This is a genomic window from Pseudomonas sp. FSO-7 (assembly GCF_059579345.1).
In genome coordinates this window covers 571,980-588,338 of sequence record NZ_CM184193.1, presented here as the reverse complement: position 1 = coordinate 588,338, position 16,359 = coordinate 571,980, and the positions used below count along the sequence as shown (strand labels likewise).

The following is a 16,359-nucleotide window of genomic DNA, read 5'->3' as shown; positions in this document are numbered from 1 at the left end:
GGCCGCCTGCTGCGAGCGATGTCGACCATGCAGGAAAAACTGCGCGACACCCTGCAGCGGATCTCCGGCTCGGCCACGCAACTGGCCTCCGCCGCCGAAGAGCTCAACAGCGTCACCGACGAAAGCGCCCGTGGCCTGACCCAGCAGAACAACGAAATCGAACAGGCCGCGACAGCGGTCAACGAGATGACCAGCGCCGTGGAAGAAGTCGCACGCAACGCCGTCAGCACGTCGGAGGCATCGAAACACGCCACCACGTCCGCCGGCGACGGCCGCGACCTGGTGCAGGAAACCGTCAGCGCCATCGAACGCATGAGCGCCGACGTGCAAAGTACCGCGACCTTGATCGGCAACCTGGCCGATGAGTCCCGCGACATCGGCAAAGTGCTGGACGTGATCCGCGGCCTGGCCGACCAGACCAACCTGCTGGCCCTGAACGCGGCCATCGAAGCCGCCCGTGCCGGTGAGGCCGGTCGTGGCTTCGCGGTCGTAGCCGACGAAGTTCGCGCCCTGGCGCATCGCACCCAGCAGTCGACCAGCGAGATCGAACGCATGATCGGCAGCATCCAGAGCGGCACCGAACACGCCGTGGACTCGATGCGCAACAGCACCGAACGCGCCGAGTCGACCCTGAACATCGCCCGCGGCGCCGGCCTGTCCCTGGACACGATCAACACCGCCATCGTCGAGATCAACGAACGCAACCTGGTGATCGCCAGCGCCGCCGAAGAACAGGCCCAAGTGGCCCGTGAAGTGGACCGCAACCTGGTAAACATCCGCGACCTGTCGGTGCAATCGGCCACCGGCGCCAACCAGACCAGTGCCGCCAGCGCCGAGCTGTCGCGCCTGGCCGTGGACCTGAACAGCATGGTTGGGCGGTTCAGCCTTTAACCGCAAACCATTGATCGCTCACAATCCGTGAGCGATCAATGCTGTTGTGGCGGGGGAGCAAGCTCCCTCGCCACAAGGGCTGCGCCCAGAACCCCGGTCCCCCAACCTTTTTTGACAGCATCACATTTCAACAGGTTAGAATCGCTGGCACGCAGACTGCATGGTCAGTCTGTGCCCGCCCCTCAGTTTTCCCGGAGTAACGCCTTTGACTGCAACGACCATCAACAGCCTGTTCTTGATCGGCGCGTTGCTGGTAGGTGCGAGCATCCTGGTCAGTTCTCTTTCGTCCCGCCTGGGCATCCCGATTCTGGTGATCATCCTGGCCGTGGGCATGGTCGCCGGTGTCGACGGCGCCGGTATTCTTTTCGATAACTACGCCACGGCCTACCTGGTCGGCAACCTCGCCTTGGCGGTGATCCTGCTGGACGGCGGCTTGCGCACGCGGGTGTCGAGCTTTCGCGTGGCGCTGTGGCCGGCGTTGTCCCTGGCCACGGTCGGGGTATTGATCACCACCGGGCTGACCGGCCTGGCGGCGGCGTGGCTGTTCAACCTGAACTTGATGCAAGGTCTGCTGATTGGCGCCATCGTCGGCTCCACCGATGCCGCGGCAGTGTTCTCGCTGCTGGGCGGCAAGGGCCTGAACGAGCGGGTCAGCGCCACACTGGAGATCGAGTCCGGCAGCAACGACCCCATGGCGGTGTTCCTCACCGTCACCCTGATCGGCATGCTCGCCAGTGGCGAAACCGGCCTGCATTGGAGCCTGCTGGGGCACCTGGTGCGCGAGTTCGGCATCGGCGCGGTGATCGGCCTGGGCGGTGGCTGGCTGATGCTGCAACTGGTCAATCGCATCAACCTGGCCAACGGCCTTTATCCGATCCTGGTCATCAGCGGCGGTTTGGCCGTGTTCGCTCTGACCAACGCCCTGCATGGCAGCGGCTTCCTGGCGGTGTACCTGTGCGGCCTGGTGCTGGGCAATCGCCCGGTACGCAGCCGCCACGGCATCCTGCACATGCTCGATGGCATGGCCTGGCTGGCGCAGATCGGCATGTTCCTGGTGCTGGGGCTGCTGGTCACGCCCCACGACCTGTTGCCGATCGCGCTGCCGGCCCTGGGGCTGGCGCTGTGGATGATCCTGTTTGCCCGTCCGTTGTCGGTCATGGTGGGCCTGCTGCCGTTCAAGGCGTTCCATGGTCGTGAAAAAGCCTTCATTTCCTGGGTCGGCCTGCGCGGCGCGGTGCCGATCATCCTGGCGGTGTTCCCGCTGATGGCCGGCCTGCCCCACGCCCAGCTCTATTTCAACCTGGCGTTCTTTATCGTGTTGGTCTCGCTGCTGGTGCAGGGCACGAGCCTGCCGTGGGTCGCCAAGTTGCTGCATGTGACCGTCCCGCCCGAGCCGTTGCCGATTTCCCGAGCCGCCCTGGAAGTGCACGTCACCAGCGAGTGGGAGCTGTTCATCTATCGCCTGGGCGCGGAAAAATGGTGCATCGGCTCCCCCCTGCGGGACCTGAAAATGCCCGAAGGCACCCGTATCGCCGCCCTGTTTCGGGGTCAACAACTGCTCCATCCGTCGGGTAGTACGGTGTTGGAAGTCGATGATTTACTGTGTGTTATCGGCCATGAACACGATTTGCCAGCCCTTGGAAAACTGTTCAGCCAAGCGCCGCAACGGGGCCTGGATTTGCGCTTCTTCGGCGACTTCGTACTCGAAGGAGACGCCCAGCTGGCCGCGGTTGCCGCGCTGTACGGGTTGAAGCTCGACGGCATCGATCCGGACATGTCCCTGGGCCGCTTCATCGCCCAGAAAGTCGGCGGTGCCCCGGTGGTCGGCGACCAGGTGGATTGGAACAACACCCTGTGGACCGTCGCGGCCATGGACGGGAACAAGATCGGCAAAGTGGGCGTCAGATTCCCCGAAGGAAGTCGCCCGGGTCCCGGCTTGTTCCTCTAAACTGCTCCCACTCTCACTTGCTCGACCGGTCTCTATGCCTACCCTGCGCTCCTTTATCACCATTGCCCTGCTGGGCCTGAGTCTCTCCGTCTGCACAGTGCAAGCCGCAGACCTTCCCGCCAGCGCTTCGGTGCAGGCCAGCCTGGACAAGATCGCCGACCGCAAACTGCCGGAAGCCGACCAGAAAGCCCTGCAGGCTGTCTTGCAGAACACGCTGACCCAGCTCAACAACAAGGCTGACTACGAACAGAAGCTGCAGGCGCTCAAGCAGCAACTGGCCACTGCCCCCAAGCAGAACATCGAGAACCAGCGCGAACTGGCGCGGCTCAAGAGCACCACCGTGGTGCCGGTGGCGCAACGCTATGGCAACCTGCCGATTCCCCAGCTCGAGCAAATGCTCTCGGATCGCTCCACCCAGCAGAGTGACCTGCAAAAAGCCCTGGCCGATGCCAACAGCCTGATCATCACCGCCCAGACCCGCCCCGAGCGCGCCCAGGCGGAAATTTCCAGCAGCCAGACCCGCATCCAGCAGATCAATACCATCCTCAAGGCCGGCCGGGACGCCGGCAAGACCTTGAGCGGCGAGCAGCGCGACCAGCTCAACGCCGAGTTGGCGGCGCTCAATGCGCTGATCCCGTTGCGCCGCCAGGAACTGGCCGGCAACAGCCAACTGCAAGACCTGGGCAACGGCCAGCACGATCTGCTGATGGAAAAAATCGCTCGCATGGAGCAGGAAATCCAGGACCTGCAGAACCTGATCAACCAGAAGCGCCTGGCCCAATCCCAGGAGACGGTGACCCAGCAATCCATCGAGGCCCAGAAGGCCGGTGGCAGCAGCTTGCTGGCGACCGAAAGCGCGGCCAACCTGAAGCTCTCCGACTACCTGCTCAAAAGCACCGACCGCCTCAACGAGGTCACCCAGCAGAACCTGCAGACCAAACAACTGCTGGACAACGTGACCCAGACCGACGCCGCCCTGGACGAGCAGATCAGCGTGCTCAAGGGCAGCCTGCTGCTTTCCAAGATTCTCTACAAGCAGCGCCAGACCCTGCCGCGCCTGAAGCTCGACCAGAACCTCGCCGACCAGATCGCCGACATCCGCCTGTACCAGTTCGAAGTCAGCCAGCAACGTGAGCTGCTGAACAACCCCAGCGCCTACGTCGACAACCTGCTGGCCTCCCAGCCTTCGGAACAAGCCACGCCGCAACTGCGCAAGACCTTGCTGGAACTGGCACTGACCCGCGTCGACCTGCTGGAACGCCTCAACCGCGAGTTGAGCGCGGTGCTCAACGAATCCATCACCTTGCAGCTCAACCAGAAGCAACTGCTCAGCACCGCCCAGAACCTGCGGGCGACCCTCGAAGAACAGATGTTCTGGATTCCCAGCAACAAGCCGCTGGATTTCGAATGGATGCGGGCCGTGCCGACGCGCCTGGAAAAGCAGATCGACTCGCTGCCCTGGGCCTCGAGCCTCAGTGAACTGGCCGATGGCCTGACCCAGCGGCCCCTGCTGTTCCTGCCCCTGGCGCTGCTGATCGGGGCCCTGCTGTGGCGGCGCAAGCATCTTTATGCTCGCCTGAACAAGGTTCACCAGGACGTTGGCCACTTCAAGCGCGACAGCCAGTGGCACACCCCCCAGGCGATCCTGATCAATATCCTCCTGGCGTTGCCGGTGGCCCTGGGGCTGACCCTCTGCGGCTATGCCTTGCAGATCGACGCCCGCGGCCAGAACGCCAACCTCGGCGCGGCGCTGCTGCAGATCGGCCAGGCCTGGCTGGTGTTCTACACCGCCTATCGAGTGCTGGCGCCAGGCGGCGTGGCCGAGTTGCATTTCCGCTGGGAGAAACCCCAGGTCGAATTCCTTCAAGGCTGGATCCGCCGGCTCGGGCTGGTGGTGCTGGCGTTGGTGGCCGTGGTGGCCGTGGCCGAGTTGCAACCCTCGACCCTGGCCGATGACGTGCTCGGTATGCCGGTGGTGCTCACCTGCTACGCGCTGATGGCCTGGTTGCTCAGCCGCCTGTTGCTCAGCAGCCCGACACACAGGAACACCTCACTGTTCCGCAAGGCCGTCGGGGTGCTGTTCACCGCACTGCCGATCGCACTGTTTGTCGCGGTGTGCTTCGGCTACTACTACACCGCCCTGAAACTCAGCGACCGCTTGATCAATACCCTGTACCTGCTGATGTTCTGGCTGGTGATCGAAGCCACCTTCGTCCGTGGCCTGTCGGTGGCGGCGCGGCGGCTGGCCTACCAACGCGCTCTCGCCAAGCGCCAGGCCGCCAAGGAAGCCGGTGACGGCGAAGCAGTGGTCGAGGAACCGACCCTGGACATCGAGAAGGTCAACGAGCAGTCCCTGCGCCTGATCCGCCTGGCCCTGCTAGGTGGTTTCATGGCTGCGCTGTACTGGGTCTGGTCGGACCTGATCAGCGTGTTCTCGTACCTGGACAACATCACCCTCTACGAATACACCAGCGGCACCGGCGCCAACATGAGCATGGTGCCCATCAGCATCGGCGACATGCTCGGGGCGCTGATCATCATCGGCATCACCTTCGCCCTGGCGCGCAACCTGCCGGGCCTGCTGGAAGTGTTCGTGCTGTCGAAGCTGAACCTGGCCCAGGGCAGTGCCTATGCCACCACCACGTTGCTGTCCTACGTGATCGCCGGCTTCGGTTTCGTCACCACCCTGTCCACCCTGGGCGTGAGCTGGGACAAACTGCAATGGCTGGTGGCCGCGCTGTCGGTGGGCCTGGGCTTCGGCATGCAGGAGATCTTCGCTAACTTCATCTCCGGGATCATGATCCTGTTCGAACGCCCGGTGCGTATCGGCGACACCATCACCATCGGCAACCTGTCGGGCACGGTGAGCAAGATCCGCATTCGTGCGACCACCATCACCGACTTCGACCGCAAGGACATCATCGTCCCGAACAAGACCTTCATCACCGGGCAGCTGATCAACTGGTCGCTGACCGACACCGTCACCCGAGTGACTCTGAAACTGGGCGTGGACTACGGCTCGGACCTGGATCGGGTGCGCGAACTGCTGCTCAAGGCCGCTCGCGATAACCCGCGCGTGCTGAAGGAGCCTGAGCCGATCGTGTACTTCCTGAACTTCGGTGAGAGCACCCTGGACCATGAGCTGCGCATGCACGTACGCGACCTCGGTGACCGCAACCCGGTGCTGGACGAGATCAACCGCTTCATCAATCGGGAATTCAAGAAGGAGCACATCAACATCTCCTTCCGGCAGATGGAAATCTATCTGAAGAACATGCAAGGCCAGGAATACAAACTGGTGCCTGCCGAACCCGACAAAAAGACCATCCCGCCCGTGCCGTCGGCTGTCGCCAGCATCAAGCCGGTGTCCGAGCCACCGCAAGGCAAACTCGACTGATCGCGGGTTGCCTGCGGGCGTCCCGCCGGAGACGGCCATGAAATCGCTGGAAACGTTGACCTTCGATAACCGTTTCGCTCGCCTGGGCGACGGTTTTTCGGCCCACGTGCTGCCCGAGCCCATCGACAACCCACGACTGGTGGTCGCCAGCCCGGCGGCCATGGCGTTGCTGGACCTCGACCCGGCAGAAGCCGAGACAGCGCTGTTTGCCGAGATCTTTGGCGGCCACAAGCTCTGGGCTGAAACCGAGCCGCGGGCGATGGTGTATTCCGGGCATCAGTTCGGGCATTACAACCCGCAATTGGGCGACGGGCGCGGGCTGCTGCTGGGCGAGGTGTACAACGAGGCCGGCGAGCACTGGGACCTGCACCTCAAGGGCGCCGGCCAGACGCCGTTTTCACGGATGGGCGACGGGCGGGCGGTGCTGCGCTCCTCGATTCGCGAATTCCTCGCCTCCGAAGCCCTGCACGCCCTCGGCATCCCCACCACCCGCGCCTTGTGCGTGATCGGCTCGGACACCCCTGTGTGGCGGGAAAAGCAGGAGCGCGCCGCCATGGTGCTGCGCCTGGCCCCCAGCCACGTGCGCTTCGGGCATTTCGAATACTTCTACTACACCAAGAAACCCGAGCTGCATGCCGCTATTGCCGAGCACGTGTTGAACCTGCATTTTGCCGAGTGCCGCGAGCAGCCGGAGCCGTACCTGGCGATGTTCCGCGAAATCGTCGAGCGCAACGCCGAGCTGATTGCCAAATGGCAGGCCTACGGTTTCTGCCACGGCGTGATGAACACCGACAACATGTCGATCCTGGGCATCACCTTCGACTTCGGGCCGTTCGCCTTCCTCGACGACTTCGACGCCAACTTCATCTGCAACCACTCCGATGACCAGGGCCGCTACTCCTTCAGCAACCAGGTACCCATCGGCCAGTGGAACCTCAGCGCCCTGGCCCAGGCCCTGACGCCCTTCATCAGCGTCGACGCCCTGCGCGAAACCCTCGGGTTGTACTTGCCGCTATACCAGGCCCATTACCTGGACCTGATGCGCCGCCGCCTCGGCCTGACCTGCGCCGAGGAAGATGACCAGAAGTTGCTGGAGCGCCTGCTGCAATTGATGCAGAACAGCGGCGTCGACTACAGCCTGTTCTTCCGCCGACTGGGCGACCAGGCGCCCGAGCAAGCCGTCGCCACCCTGCGCGATGACTTCGTCGACCTCAAGGGCTTCGACGCCTGGGGCGAACGCTATGTCGCCCGCGTCAACCGCGAAGGCCCCGTCGACCAAGACCAACGCCGCGCCCGCATGCACGCCGTCAACCCGCTGTACGTGCTGCGCAACTACCTGGCCCAGAAAGCCATCGACGCCGCCGAGTCCGGCGACTACGAAGAAGTCCGCCGCCTGCACACCGTGTTGAGCAAGCCGTTCGAAGAACAACCGGGCATGGACAGCTACGCGCAACGCCCGCCGGAATGGGGCAAGCATCTGGAGATCAGTTGTTCGTCATAACCCTCCCGCCAAACACATAACCCTGTGGCGAGGGAGCTTGCTCCCGCTGGGCTGCGCAGCAGCCCCAAAACCTCAAAAGCGACGACTGCTTCGCAGCCGAGCGGGGATAAATCCCCTCGCCACAACGTTTCTGACTGGCTTTGAGTGGTTCATCGCCCGCCCAGACCGTCTGCCTGTTCATCCAACCTTATCGTTCCCCTGCTCAGGCGTCTCGATCCCCGGTTCTGCCTCCTCAACCCCCTTCTCCTTGGGTTTGGCAGGTGGCTTTTCCTCGGGATAGCCGGGCATGCCGCGAGTGTCTTCAGGGGTCAGCTCATCCCGGTCGTGGCGGCGGTCGATGGCGTAGGACGGAGCGGCGTTGGGATCTTCATCGCGGCCGGCGGTGCCGAGAACGAAGCCGTCGTCATTGGGGTTGTCCACTGCCTGGGGCGTGGTTGGGTCTTGAGAATGGCTCATGGGACCTCCTGGGGTTGCAAACAGGTACGTGGTGTCTTTTTGAGGCCGTGACACCTTTTCAGTGCGGCGCACCTGATGAATGGCAACCTTGATAAATGTCCTTGGAAAGCCTGGAGTGTGAGTCCCTGTGGGAGCGGGCTTGCTCGCGAAGGCGGTCTGACAGACAGCATCTCTATCGAATGTGCCGGCCTCTTCGCGAGCAAGCCCGCTCCCACAAGGGAAATGCGGTGCATGGATGCCTCCACGCTACGCCATATCACTGTGGCTGAATTCCTCGGCCAGAAAGTCGATCAACGTACGCACCGACGGCAGCAACCCCCGTCGTGAGGCAAAGATCGCGTGGACAATCCCGCACTTGGGTGTCCAGCCGGGCACCAGTTCCACCAGCCGGCCGGCCGCGATGTCCTCGCGCACCACCACAGTGGGCAGGTGAGCGACGCCGATGCCTGCCAGCACAGCGTGACGCAGGGCCAGCAGGTCGTCGGTGACCATGCGCGGTTCATGGCGGATCAGCGCACGGGTGCCGTCCGGTCCGAACAACTCCCACTGGTATTCCCGCTGCGCCGCGCCCCAGTGCACGCTGGGCAAGCCGTTGAGGTCCGCCGGGGAGGCCGGTGAAGACAAGCGCTCCAGGAACGCCGGGCTGCCCACCAGGCATTGGGTGCTGTTGCTCAGCACCTTCATGACCATGTCAGTGTTTTCCAGCGGTGGAAAGCGCACCCGCAAGGCGATATCGAACCCTTCATGAATCAAGTCGACCCGGCGGTTGGTGCTCTCGATGAACAACTCCACCCGTGGGTACTTGAGCATGTAGCGGGTCAGCATCGGCCCGACCCAACTGTTGAGCAGCGCCGTCGGGCAACTGATGCGCACCAGCCCCTGGGGCTCGGAACGGTTGCGCTCGATCACTTCCGCCGCACTCTCGGCCTCGACCCGCATTGCCAGGCAGCGCTGGTAATAGGCCTGACCGATCTCGGTCAACGTGCAGTGGCGGCTGGTGCGATGAAGCAAGCGGACCCCGAGCCGATCTTCCAACTGGGCGATACGCCGGCTGAGCTTGGACTTTGGCATGTCCAGCGCCCGGCCCGCGGCGGCGAACCCACGGTGCTCGACCACCTGGGTGAAGTAGTAAAGCGTATTGAGGTCTTCGATGATCGTTCTCCAAATAGAACGCTAAGGCGGATTTTTGCAGTCTAGCGGTTCAAAGGTGCCAGTTTTAATCTACACCCATCGAAACGCAACACGGTTTGAAGCCGAAGCGCTTCGACCGGATGAGTCACCGATCAATCGCTACACCGCCATTAAAAACCTTAACCACGCCGAAACCTTCGGCAACCAAAACTTAATGAGGGCTACGCCATGACTACTTCCTACAACCGTCTCGACAAAGATAACGCCGCCGTTCTGCTGGTCGATCACCAAGCCGGCCTGCTGTCCCTGGTACGCGACATCGATCCGGACCGCTTCAAGAACAACGTGCTGGCCCTGGCTGACCTGGCGAAGTACTTCCAACTGCCGACCATCCTCACCACCAGCTTCGAAACCGGCCCCAACGGCCCGTTGATGCCCGAACTCAAGACGCTGTTCCCGGATGCGCCGTACATCGCTCGCCCTGGTCAGATCAACGCTTGGGACAACGAAGATTTCGTCAAAGCGATCAAGGCCACCGGCAAGAAGCAACTGATCATCGCCGGCGTCGTCACTGAAGTCTGCGTTGCCTTCCCGGCGCTGTCGGCCCTGGCCGAAGGTTTCGAAGTGTTCGTGGTCACCGACGCGTCCGGCACGTTCAACGAACTGACCCGTCAATCGGCCTGGGACCGCATGTCATCCTCCGGTGCGCAACTGATGACCTGGTTCGGCCTGGCCTGTGAACTGCACCGCGACTGGCGCAACGACGTGGAAGGGCTGGCGACCTTGTTCTCCAACCACATCCCGGACTACCGCAACCTGATGACCAGCTACAACACGCTGACCAACGCTAAATAACAGCCACACCGATTTACCCTTGTGGGAGCGAGCTTGCTCGCGATAGCGGTCTGACAGTCGATGCAATATTGACTGATACACCGCCATCGCGAGCAAGCTCGCTCCCACAGGTTTTTGTGCTGGTATCTATATAGTGTTCAATCTGTGCCAATGATTTTCTGGAGACTGACCTGATGCTGATCCCCTGCCCCCATTGCAACGGGCTCAACCGCATACCCGCCGAACGCCTGGGCGACCAGCCCAAGTGCGGGCGCTGCAAGGCCCAGGTGCTATTGAGCAGACCGTTCGAACTCAAGCAAGACGACTATGTCAGCCAGATCAAGGGTGACCTGCCGTTACTGGTGGATGTGTGGGCCGATTGGTGTGGGCCGTGCAAATCCTTCGCACCGGTGTTCGAACAGGCCGCCGCACAACTGACGGGCAAATGCCGGCTGGCCAAGCTCGACAGCGAGGCCAACCAGCCGTTGTCGGCGCAGTTGGGGATCCGTTCGATCCCCAGCCTCATTCTGTTCAAGGATGGCCGGGAGGTGGCGCGCCAGAGTGGAGCGCTGCCGTTGCCGCAGTTGATGGGGTGGTTGCGCAGCCAAGGGATCTGAAAAAGCACTCATGTGGGAGCGAGCTTGCTCGCGATGGCGGTGTACCCATCAATACTGCATCGACTGTCAGACCGCTATCGCGAGCAAGCTCGCTCCCACATTGTTTTGCACAGGCCAGAATCAGGCGCTTTCCAGCAAGCTATGCAACTCCATGAACTGCTGGGTCAGCTTGTGCCGTGGGTCCAGGTGGATCAGCGGCAGGCTGGCCTGGTGGGATTCGCGCATGCGCACCGAACTGCTCAGGTACACCGGCAATACCGGCAGGCCTTCGGCGATCAGTTCGTCGAGAATCTGCTGCGGCAGGCTGGCGCGGGCCTGGAACTGGTTGACCACGATGCCTTCGACTTCCAGGCCTTCGTTATGGTCGTCCTTGAGTTCTTCGATTTCCGCCAGCAGGCCGTACAAGGCCTGACGGGAGAAGCTGTCGCAGTCGAAAGGGATCAGCACGCGATCAGCGGCGATCAACGCTGAAACCGCATAAAAATTCAACGCTGGCGGGGTGTCCAGGTAAATCCGGTCGTAATCCTCCTCCAGCTCTTCGAGCAATTTACGCAGCTTGTTGATCTTGTGCTTGGCCTCGAGCTTGGGCTGCAGGTCCGTCAGCTCCGCCGTGGCGGTGATGACGTGCAAGTTGTCGAAGGGTGTTTCGTAGATATCCACCTTGTTCTTTTTCGAGAAAGGCCCCGACGACAGGGTCTGCTTGAAGAAGTCGGCAATGCCCATGGGAATGTCATCGCCGGTCAGGCCAGTCAGGTATTGAGTGGAATTGGCCTGGGCATCCAGGTCCACCAACAGCGTGCGATAGCCTTCGCTGGCGCTGACTGCCGCCAGATTACAGGCGATGCTGGACTTGCCCACGCCACCTTTCTGATTGAACACCACACGCCGCATGTCAAAACCTCCGTGTATCAAAGATTCCCGAGTGTAGTAGGCCGCGACACCGCTTAGCTACCTTCTACGTAGAAGGACTACAGCAACAGTGGCTTTTCCCACGTTTCAGACGTCAATTTCGCCCAGAGAATGACAGAAACAACCGACAGACAGGCTCGCGATGATCGCGACAATGGTCCAAGCCTGACATCGAGCGGACCAACCCGTACATTTTGCTGGGCAAAATGTAACCAGTATTTGCTACAAGCCAACCGCACCGGGATAATGCGCGCCACTTGGGTCGCAAGACCATGCAGGGTTGGACGCGGGTCAAACCACTGAACCGTGACAATAAAAGCCCGCAGGGGTGGGATGAATTTTGTGATCAATTTCAGTATCGCCCAATGGCGCGCGTGGGCCCCTGGGCTCGAAAGCGTGGACGATTGGCAGGCCTGGAGCCGACAGCCGGTCGTATTGCCGGCCAGCGATGCCGCCCCTGACGTATCGTTTCTGCCCGCCATGCAGCGTCGGCGCCTCAGTCGCCTGGCGCGGATGGCCTTCAGTGTCGGCTGGCCACTGGCCGAGGGCCGGCCGGACCTACCGTTGGTCTTTATTTCCCGCCACGGCGAAACCCCACGCACTTTCGAGATTCTCAAGGACTTGGCGGCCGACCAGCCCTTGTCGCCGACCCAGTTCAGCCTGTCGGTGCACAACGCCGTGATCGGCCTGTGGTCGATCATGCGCGGCGAAACCAGCGAAATGACCGCCCTGGCCGCCACCGGCGACGGCTTGGAGCACGGCGTGCTGGAGGCCGCCGCCTTGTTGAATGAAGGCTCTCCGGCGGTGTTGCTGGTGATCACCGAAGAACAACCGCCGCAGGTCTACGCACCGTGGGTCGATGACGTGCCTTTCCCCTATGCCTTGGGCCTGCTGCTGACCCCGGGCGACGACTGGCAACTGGACCTGTCCGCGCAGGCCGGCCAATTGCCAGGCAGCGACTGGCCCCATGCCCTGGACCTGTTGCGTACCCTGCTGAACAACGAAACCACCTGCCAACATGCCTGGAAGAATCGTGTATGGACCTGGCAACGCAACCGGTGACCAGTAAGCATCGCGACGCCTATTACTGGCGCCTGATCGCGACCGCCGCAAGCTTCGCCCTGTTCGGGCTGGGCGGGCTGTGCCTGCGTTTGCTGGTATTTCCGTTGCTGGCCTGGCTGCCCGGCGATGCCCAGGCCCACCGACAAAGGGCTCGCCGCACCGTCGGGCGGTTGTTCTGGTTCTTTATCCGGTTCATGGCCCGCACCGGCGTGCTCACCTACCAGATCGATGGCGCCGAACGACTCGGACGTCCCGGCCAGATGATCATTGCCAATCACCCGTCGCTGATCGATGTGGTGTTCCTGATCGGGCTGGTGCCCAACGCCAACTGCGTGGTCAAGCAAAGCCTGTGGGACAACCCCTTTACCCGTGGCCCACTGCGTTCAACCCAGTACATCAGCAACGACGGCAGCATGGACATGCTCGATGCCGCCAGCGATACCCTGCAAGATGGCCAGACGCTGATCGTGTTTCCCGAAGGCACGCGCACCCAGCCAGGCCAGGTGCCGGCCTTTCATCGGGGGGCCGCGGCCATCGCCCTGCGAGGTGCCAAAATCCTCACGCCCGTCACGATCAAGGTCAGCCCCACGACCCTGACCAAGGCTGAACCCTGGTATCGCATTCCCCAGCGCCGCGTGCACTTCAGTTTTCATGTCGGGGCCGATATAGATCCACAGGCGTTCGCCGCGCTCGGCCCGCCTCCCCAGGCCTCGCGCAGGCTCAACGATTTTTTGCACCACTATTACATCAAGGAGCTCGCCGAAGATGAGCGATCTGCACCGTGACATCAAACAGCTGATCATCGACGCCCTCGGCCTGGAGGATATTGAAGTCGACGACATCGGCGACCACCAGACCCTGTTCGGCGAAGGCCTGGGCCTGGACTCGGTGGATGCCCTGGAGCTAGGCCTGGCGATCCAGAAAGAATACGGTATCAAGATCGACGCCGACGCCAAGGACACCCGTAACCATTTCAGCAATGTGGCAAGCCTTGCGGCCTTCGTCACTGCAAAACGCGTAGCCTGAGACCAGACCATGCAAACTCGTGACGACATCTTCAACACCCTGCGTGACGCGCTGGTCGAGCTCTTCGAACTGGACCCCGAGCGCGTGACGCTGGAATCGAACCTGTACCAGGACCTGGAAATCGACAGCATCGATGCGGTTGACCTGATCGACCACATCAAGCGCCAGACCGGCAAGAAAATCGCCGCCGAAGAATTCAAGTCGGTGCGCACCGTCAATGACGTGGTCGAGGCGGTCTATCGACTGGTCCAACCGGCCGCATGACCCGGCTGATTGGCCTCGGCCTGCTGCTGGCAGGCCTGCTGTACCCCTTCGCGGTGTATTTCGGCATGGAGCATTTCGCCCCGTGGCAGTTCGGGCTGCTGCTGGGTAGCCTGTGGCTGGCTCGGGCGTTGCTAGGCAAGGACGGTGCCGGCAGCCGTTGGATGGCAACCACGGCGATTGTGTTTTGCGTGTTGCTCGCGCTGTTCGACAGCCCGCTCCTGCTGCGTTGGTACCCGGTGCTGATCAGCGCGTTCATGCTTGTGCTGTTCGCACTGAGCTTGAAATACGGCCCGCCGATGGTCGAACGCCTGGCCCGCCTGCGCGAACCGCAGCTGCCGGCCAATGCGGTGGTGTATACACGTCAGGTCACGGTGGTCTGGAGTGTGTTTTTCCTGTGTAACGGTTTGCTTGCCGCCGCCCTGACCCTCTGGGCGCCGCTGAGCTGGTGGATGTTGTACACCGGCCTGATTTCCTACGGATTGATGGGGCTGCTGTTTGCCATTGAATGGCTCATACGACAACGGGTAAGAGGCCGCCCATGAATTGGATAACACTTGAGCGGATGTTGCTCAGGACTCAACCGGAACGCGCCGTCACGGTCGATCCGACGCTGGATCATTCGCAACTGCGTGACGCGGCGTTGCGCCTGGCGGCCGGCCTGCAAGCCCGGGGCGTGCGCCACGTGGCGGTGCACCTGGAAGATGCCGCCGACCTGGCCATCGCCCTGCTCGGTGCCTGGCGCGCCGGAGCGCGGGTCCTGCTTCCCGCCGACCTGCAAGCGCAGACACGCCAGCGCTGGGCGGCGGACGTCGACCTGTGGCTGACCGACCAGCCCGGCGACACCCATCCCGACGGCTTGCAACACGCACCGATGGACGCCGCCGAACTGGACCTCGATCACTGCTGGCTGAGCCTGTGCACCTCCGGCTCCAGCGGCGAGCCCAAGCGCATCGAGAAAACCCTGCGGCAGTTGAGTAACGAGGTCCACGCCCTGGAACACCTGTGGGGCGCCGACCTGGGCCCGGCCTGCATGATCGGCAGCGTTGCGACCCAGCACATCTACGGGCTGCTGTTCCGGGTGCTGTGGCCGCTGTGCGCCGGGCGTCCGTTCGTGCGCCGGCAATTGGCGTTCCCCGAAGACCTGCAACGCGCCAGCCGCGAGCAACCGGCGTTCGCCTGGGTCGCCAGCCCGGCGTTGCTCAAGCGCATGGGCGATAACCTCGATTGGCCGGCCCTGAGCAGCGTGCACCGGGTGTTCTCCTCCGGCGGCGCCTTGCCAACCGAGGCCGCGCAGAGCTTGCAGCGCCGCCTGGGGCAATGGCCGACGGAAATTTTCGGCAGTTCGGAAACCGGCGGCATCGCCTGGCGCCAGGGTGGCGGATTGTGGCAGCCCTTTGCCGGCGTCGAACTGAGCCAGGACCGCGACGGCGCCTTGCTGATCGCTTCGCCCTATCTGCCCGCCGGGCATGTGGAACACACCGCCGACGCGGCGCGAATCGCCGAAGATGGCCGCTTCGAACTGCTCGGGCGACTGGACCGTATCGTCAAGCTCGAAGAGAAACGCATCTCCCTGCCCATGCTCGAACAGGCGCTGGTGGCCCACGACTGGGTCAGCGAAACACGGCTGGGGGTGGTGCAGGAGAATCGCGCCTCCCTCGGCGCGTTGCTGGTGTTGAGCGACGCCGGCCTGCGGGCCTTGCGCAACCAGGGTCGACGCGCCGTGACCGAGGGCTTGCGCCGACACCTGAGCGAACATTGCGAAACCCTCGCCCTGCCACGGCGCTGGCGTTGGCTGCGGCAGTTGCCGCTCAACGCCCAGGGCAAGCTGCCCCAGGCCGAGGTCGAGGCGCTGCTGATGGCACCACGCCCCAAAGCCCCCGACGTGCTGGAGCAGGTCGAAACCGACGGTGAGTGGAACCTGCGACTGGTCGTGCCGCCAGATCTGGCGTACTTCAGCGGCCACTTCCCCACCGCCCCCGTATTGCCGGGCGTAGTGCAGGTCGAATGGGCCTTGAGCCTGGGCCGCCAACTGCTGGACCTGCCGCCCCGGTTCGTCGGCATGGAGGTGCTGAAGTTCCAGCAACTGGTACGCCCCGGCGATCAGATCCAACTGCACCTGCGCTTCGACCGCGAGCGCGGCAAGCTGTACTTTGCCTATCGCAATGCCACGGCGGCCTGTTCCAGTGGGCGGATTGTGTTGGGGGAAAACAATGCCTAGGCACCTGCACAAATCACTGTGGCGAGGGAGCTTGCTCCCGCTGGGCTGCGAAGCGGCCCCTGGTTTTTCAAGAGCGAGTGCTTCGCACTCGAGCGGGAGCAAGCT

Annotated in this window: 15 protein-coding genes; 12 read left to right on the top strand and 3 right to left on the bottom strand. The window is 62.8% G+C overall.

Going from position 1 to position 16,359, the window contains the following annotated elements; all coding sequences use genetic code 11:
* Nucleotides 1–18 precede the first annotated feature (18 nt).
* The 4 genes from AC515T_RS02560 to selO all read left to right on the top strand — a co-directional run bounded on the left by AC515T_RS02560 (nucleotide 19) and on the right by selO (nucleotide 7,737).
* Nucleotides 19–891 carry a methyl-accepting chemotaxis protein gene (locus AC515T_RS02560; RefSeq protein WP_496533065.1) on the top strand — a complete coding sequence of 291 codons (873 nt, stop codon included), beginning with the start codon at nucleotides 19–21 and terminating at the stop codon, nucleotides 889–891.
* Nucleotides 892–1,096: 205 nt separating this feature from the next.
* Nucleotides 1,097–2,839, top strand: a complete 1,743-nt coding sequence (locus AC515T_RS02555) for a potassium/proton antiporter (protein WP_496531321.1) — start codon at nucleotides 1,097–1,099, stop codon at nucleotides 2,837–2,839.
* 34 nt (nucleotides 2,840–2,873) lie between these two features.
* On the top strand, nucleotides 2,874–6,236 hold the full coding sequence (gene mscK, locus AC515T_RS02550; protein ID WP_496531320.1) for a mechanosensitive channel MscK: 3,363 nt from the start codon (nucleotides 2,874–2,876) through the stop codon (nucleotides 6,234–6,236).
* Between the two features lie 37 nt (nucleotides 6,237–6,273).
* The gene (gene selO, locus AC515T_RS02545; protein WP_496531319.1) at nucleotides 6,274–7,737 is read left to right on the top strand and encodes a protein adenylyltransferase SelO; all 1,464 of its coding nucleotides are present in this window, start codon (nucleotides 6,274–6,276) and stop codon (nucleotides 7,735–7,737) included.
* Nucleotides 7,738–7,914: 177 nt separating this feature from the next.
* Here the strand turns inward: selO and AC515T_RS02540 are convergent, their stop codons facing one another.
* Together AC515T_RS02540 and AC515T_RS02535 are read right to left on the bottom strand one after the other, a co-directional pair.
* Nucleotides 7,915–8,193, bottom strand: a complete 279-nt coding sequence (locus AC515T_RS02540) for a hypothetical protein (protein WP_496531318.1) — start codon at nucleotides 8,191–8,193, stop codon at nucleotides 7,915–7,917.
* 246 nt (nucleotides 8,194–8,439) lie between these two features.
* A complete protein-coding gene (locus AC515T_RS02535; protein WP_496533064.1) occupies nucleotides 8,440–9,345 on the bottom strand; it encodes a LysR family transcriptional regulator in 906 nt (301 codons plus the stop codon).
* A 207-nt stretch (nucleotides 9,346–9,552) separates the two neighbouring features.
* Here AC515T_RS02535 and ycaC point away from each other — a divergent pair, with 207 nt between their 5' ends.
* On the top strand, nucleotides 9,553–10,179 hold the full coding sequence (ycaC, locus tag AC515T_RS02530; protein WP_018603387.1) for an isochorismate family cysteine hydrolase YcaC: 627 nt from the start codon (nucleotides 9,553–9,555) through the stop codon (nucleotides 10,177–10,179).
* 173 nt (nucleotides 10,180–10,352) lie between these two features.
* Nucleotides 10,353–10,775 (top strand): thioredoxin TrxC, encoded by a 423-nt coding sequence (trxC, locus tag AC515T_RS02525; RefSeq protein ID WP_496531317.1) that lies wholly within the window; start codon nucleotides 10,353–10,355, stop codon nucleotides 10,773–10,775.
* A 120-nt stretch (nucleotides 10,776–10,895) separates the two neighbouring features.
* Here the strand turns inward: trxC and AC515T_RS02520 are convergent, their stop codons facing one another.
* A complete protein-coding gene (locus AC515T_RS02520) occupies nucleotides 10,896–11,666 on the bottom strand; it encodes a ParA family protein (protein ID WP_014336219.1) in 771 nt (256 codons plus the stop codon).
* Between the two features lie 351 nt (nucleotides 11,667–12,017).
* Here AC515T_RS02520 and AC515T_RS02515 point away from each other — a divergent pair, with 351 nt between their 5' ends.
* Genes AC515T_RS02515 through AC515T_RS02490 form a run of 6 tightly spaced genes read left to right on the top strand, consistent with a single transcriptional unit; the run spans nucleotide 12,018 to nucleotide 16,254 of the window.
* Nucleotides 12,018–12,746 carry a beta-ketoacyl synthase chain length factor gene (locus AC515T_RS02515; protein WP_496531316.1) on the top strand — a complete coding sequence of 243 codons (729 nt, stop codon included), beginning with the start codon at nucleotides 12,018–12,020 and terminating at the stop codon, nucleotides 12,744–12,746.
* Complete coding sequence (locus tag AC515T_RS02510; protein WP_496531315.1) at nucleotides 12,722–13,531, top strand: lysophospholipid acyltransferase family protein; 810 nt, start codon at nucleotides 12,722–12,724, stop codon at nucleotides 13,529–13,531. The genes AC515T_RS02515 and AC515T_RS02510 overlap by 25 nt, the downstream gene beginning before the upstream one ends.
* Nucleotides 13,512–13,772: a phosphopantetheine-binding protein gene (locus AC515T_RS02505; protein ID WP_496531314.1), complete on the top strand. Its 261-nt coding sequence runs from the start codon at nucleotides 13,512–13,514 to the stop codon at nucleotides 13,770–13,772. Before AC515T_RS02510 ends, AC515T_RS02505 begins: the two co-directional genes overlap by 20 nt.
* Before the next feature lie 9 nt (nucleotides 13,773–13,781).
* Nucleotides 13,782–14,036: an acyl carrier protein gene (locus AC515T_RS02500; protein WP_030140951.1), complete on the top strand. Its 255-nt coding sequence runs from the start codon at nucleotides 13,782–13,784 to the stop codon at nucleotides 14,034–14,036.
* Nucleotides 14,033–14,578 carry a COG4648 family protein gene (locus AC515T_RS02495; protein WP_496531313.1) on the top strand — a complete coding sequence of 182 codons (546 nt, stop codon included), beginning with the start codon at nucleotides 14,033–14,035 and terminating at the stop codon, nucleotides 14,576–14,578. The genes AC515T_RS02500 and AC515T_RS02495 overlap by 4 nt, the downstream gene beginning before the upstream one ends.
* Nucleotides 14,575–16,254, top strand: coding sequence for an ApeI family dehydratase (locus tag AC515T_RS02490; RefSeq protein ID WP_496531312.1), 1,680 nt, complete (start codon nucleotides 14,575–14,577; stop codon nucleotides 16,252–16,254). Before AC515T_RS02495 ends, AC515T_RS02490 begins: the two co-directional genes overlap by 4 nt.
* The last annotated feature ends 105 nt before the right edge of the window (nucleotides 16,255–16,359 follow it).

Coding starts and splice junctions, on each gene's coding strand:
- AC515T_RS02560 (WP_496533065.1), top strand. CDS start 19: ATGTCGACCATGCAGGAAAAACTGCGCGACACCCTGCAGCGGATCTCC.
- mscK (WP_496531320.1), top strand. CDS start 2,874: ATGCCTACCCTGCGCTCCTTTATCACCATTGCCCTGCTGGGCCTGAGT.
- selO (WP_496531319.1), top strand. CDS start 6,274: ATGAAATCGCTGGAAACGTTGACCTTCGATAACCGTTTCGCTCGCCTG.
- AC515T_RS02540 (WP_496531318.1), bottom strand. CDS start 8,193: ATGAGCCATTCTCAAGACCCAACCACGCCCCAGGCAGTGGACAACCCC.
- ycaC (WP_018603387.1), top strand. CDS start 9,553: ATGACTACTTCCTACAACCGTCTCGACAAAGATAACGCCGCCGTTCTG.
- trxC (WP_496531317.1), top strand. CDS start 10,353: ATGCTGATCCCCTGCCCCCATTGCAACGGGCTCAACCGCATACCCGCC.
- AC515T_RS02520 (WP_014336219.1), bottom strand. CDS start 11,666: ATGCGGCGTGTGGTGTTCAATCAGAAAGGTGGCGTGGGCAAGTCCAGC.
- AC515T_RS02515 (WP_496531316.1), top strand. CDS start 12,018: ATGAATTTTGTGATCAATTTCAGTATCGCCCAATGGCGCGCGTGGGCC.
- AC515T_RS02510 (WP_496531315.1), top strand. CDS start 12,722: ATGGACCTGGCAACGCAACCGGTGACCAGTAAGCATCGCGACGCCTAT.
- AC515T_RS02505 (WP_496531314.1), top strand. CDS start 13,512: ATGAGCGATCTGCACCGTGACATCAAACAGCTGATCATCGACGCCCTC.
- AC515T_RS02500 (WP_030140951.1), top strand. CDS start 13,782: ATGCAAACTCGTGACGACATCTTCAACACCCTGCGTGACGCGCTGGTC.
- AC515T_RS02495 (WP_496531313.1), top strand. CDS start 14,033: ATGACCCGGCTGATTGGCCTCGGCCTGCTGCTGGCAGGCCTGCTGTAC.
- AC515T_RS02490 (WP_496531312.1), top strand. CDS start 14,575: ATGAATTGGATAACACTTGAGCGGATGTTGCTCAGGACTCAACCGGAA.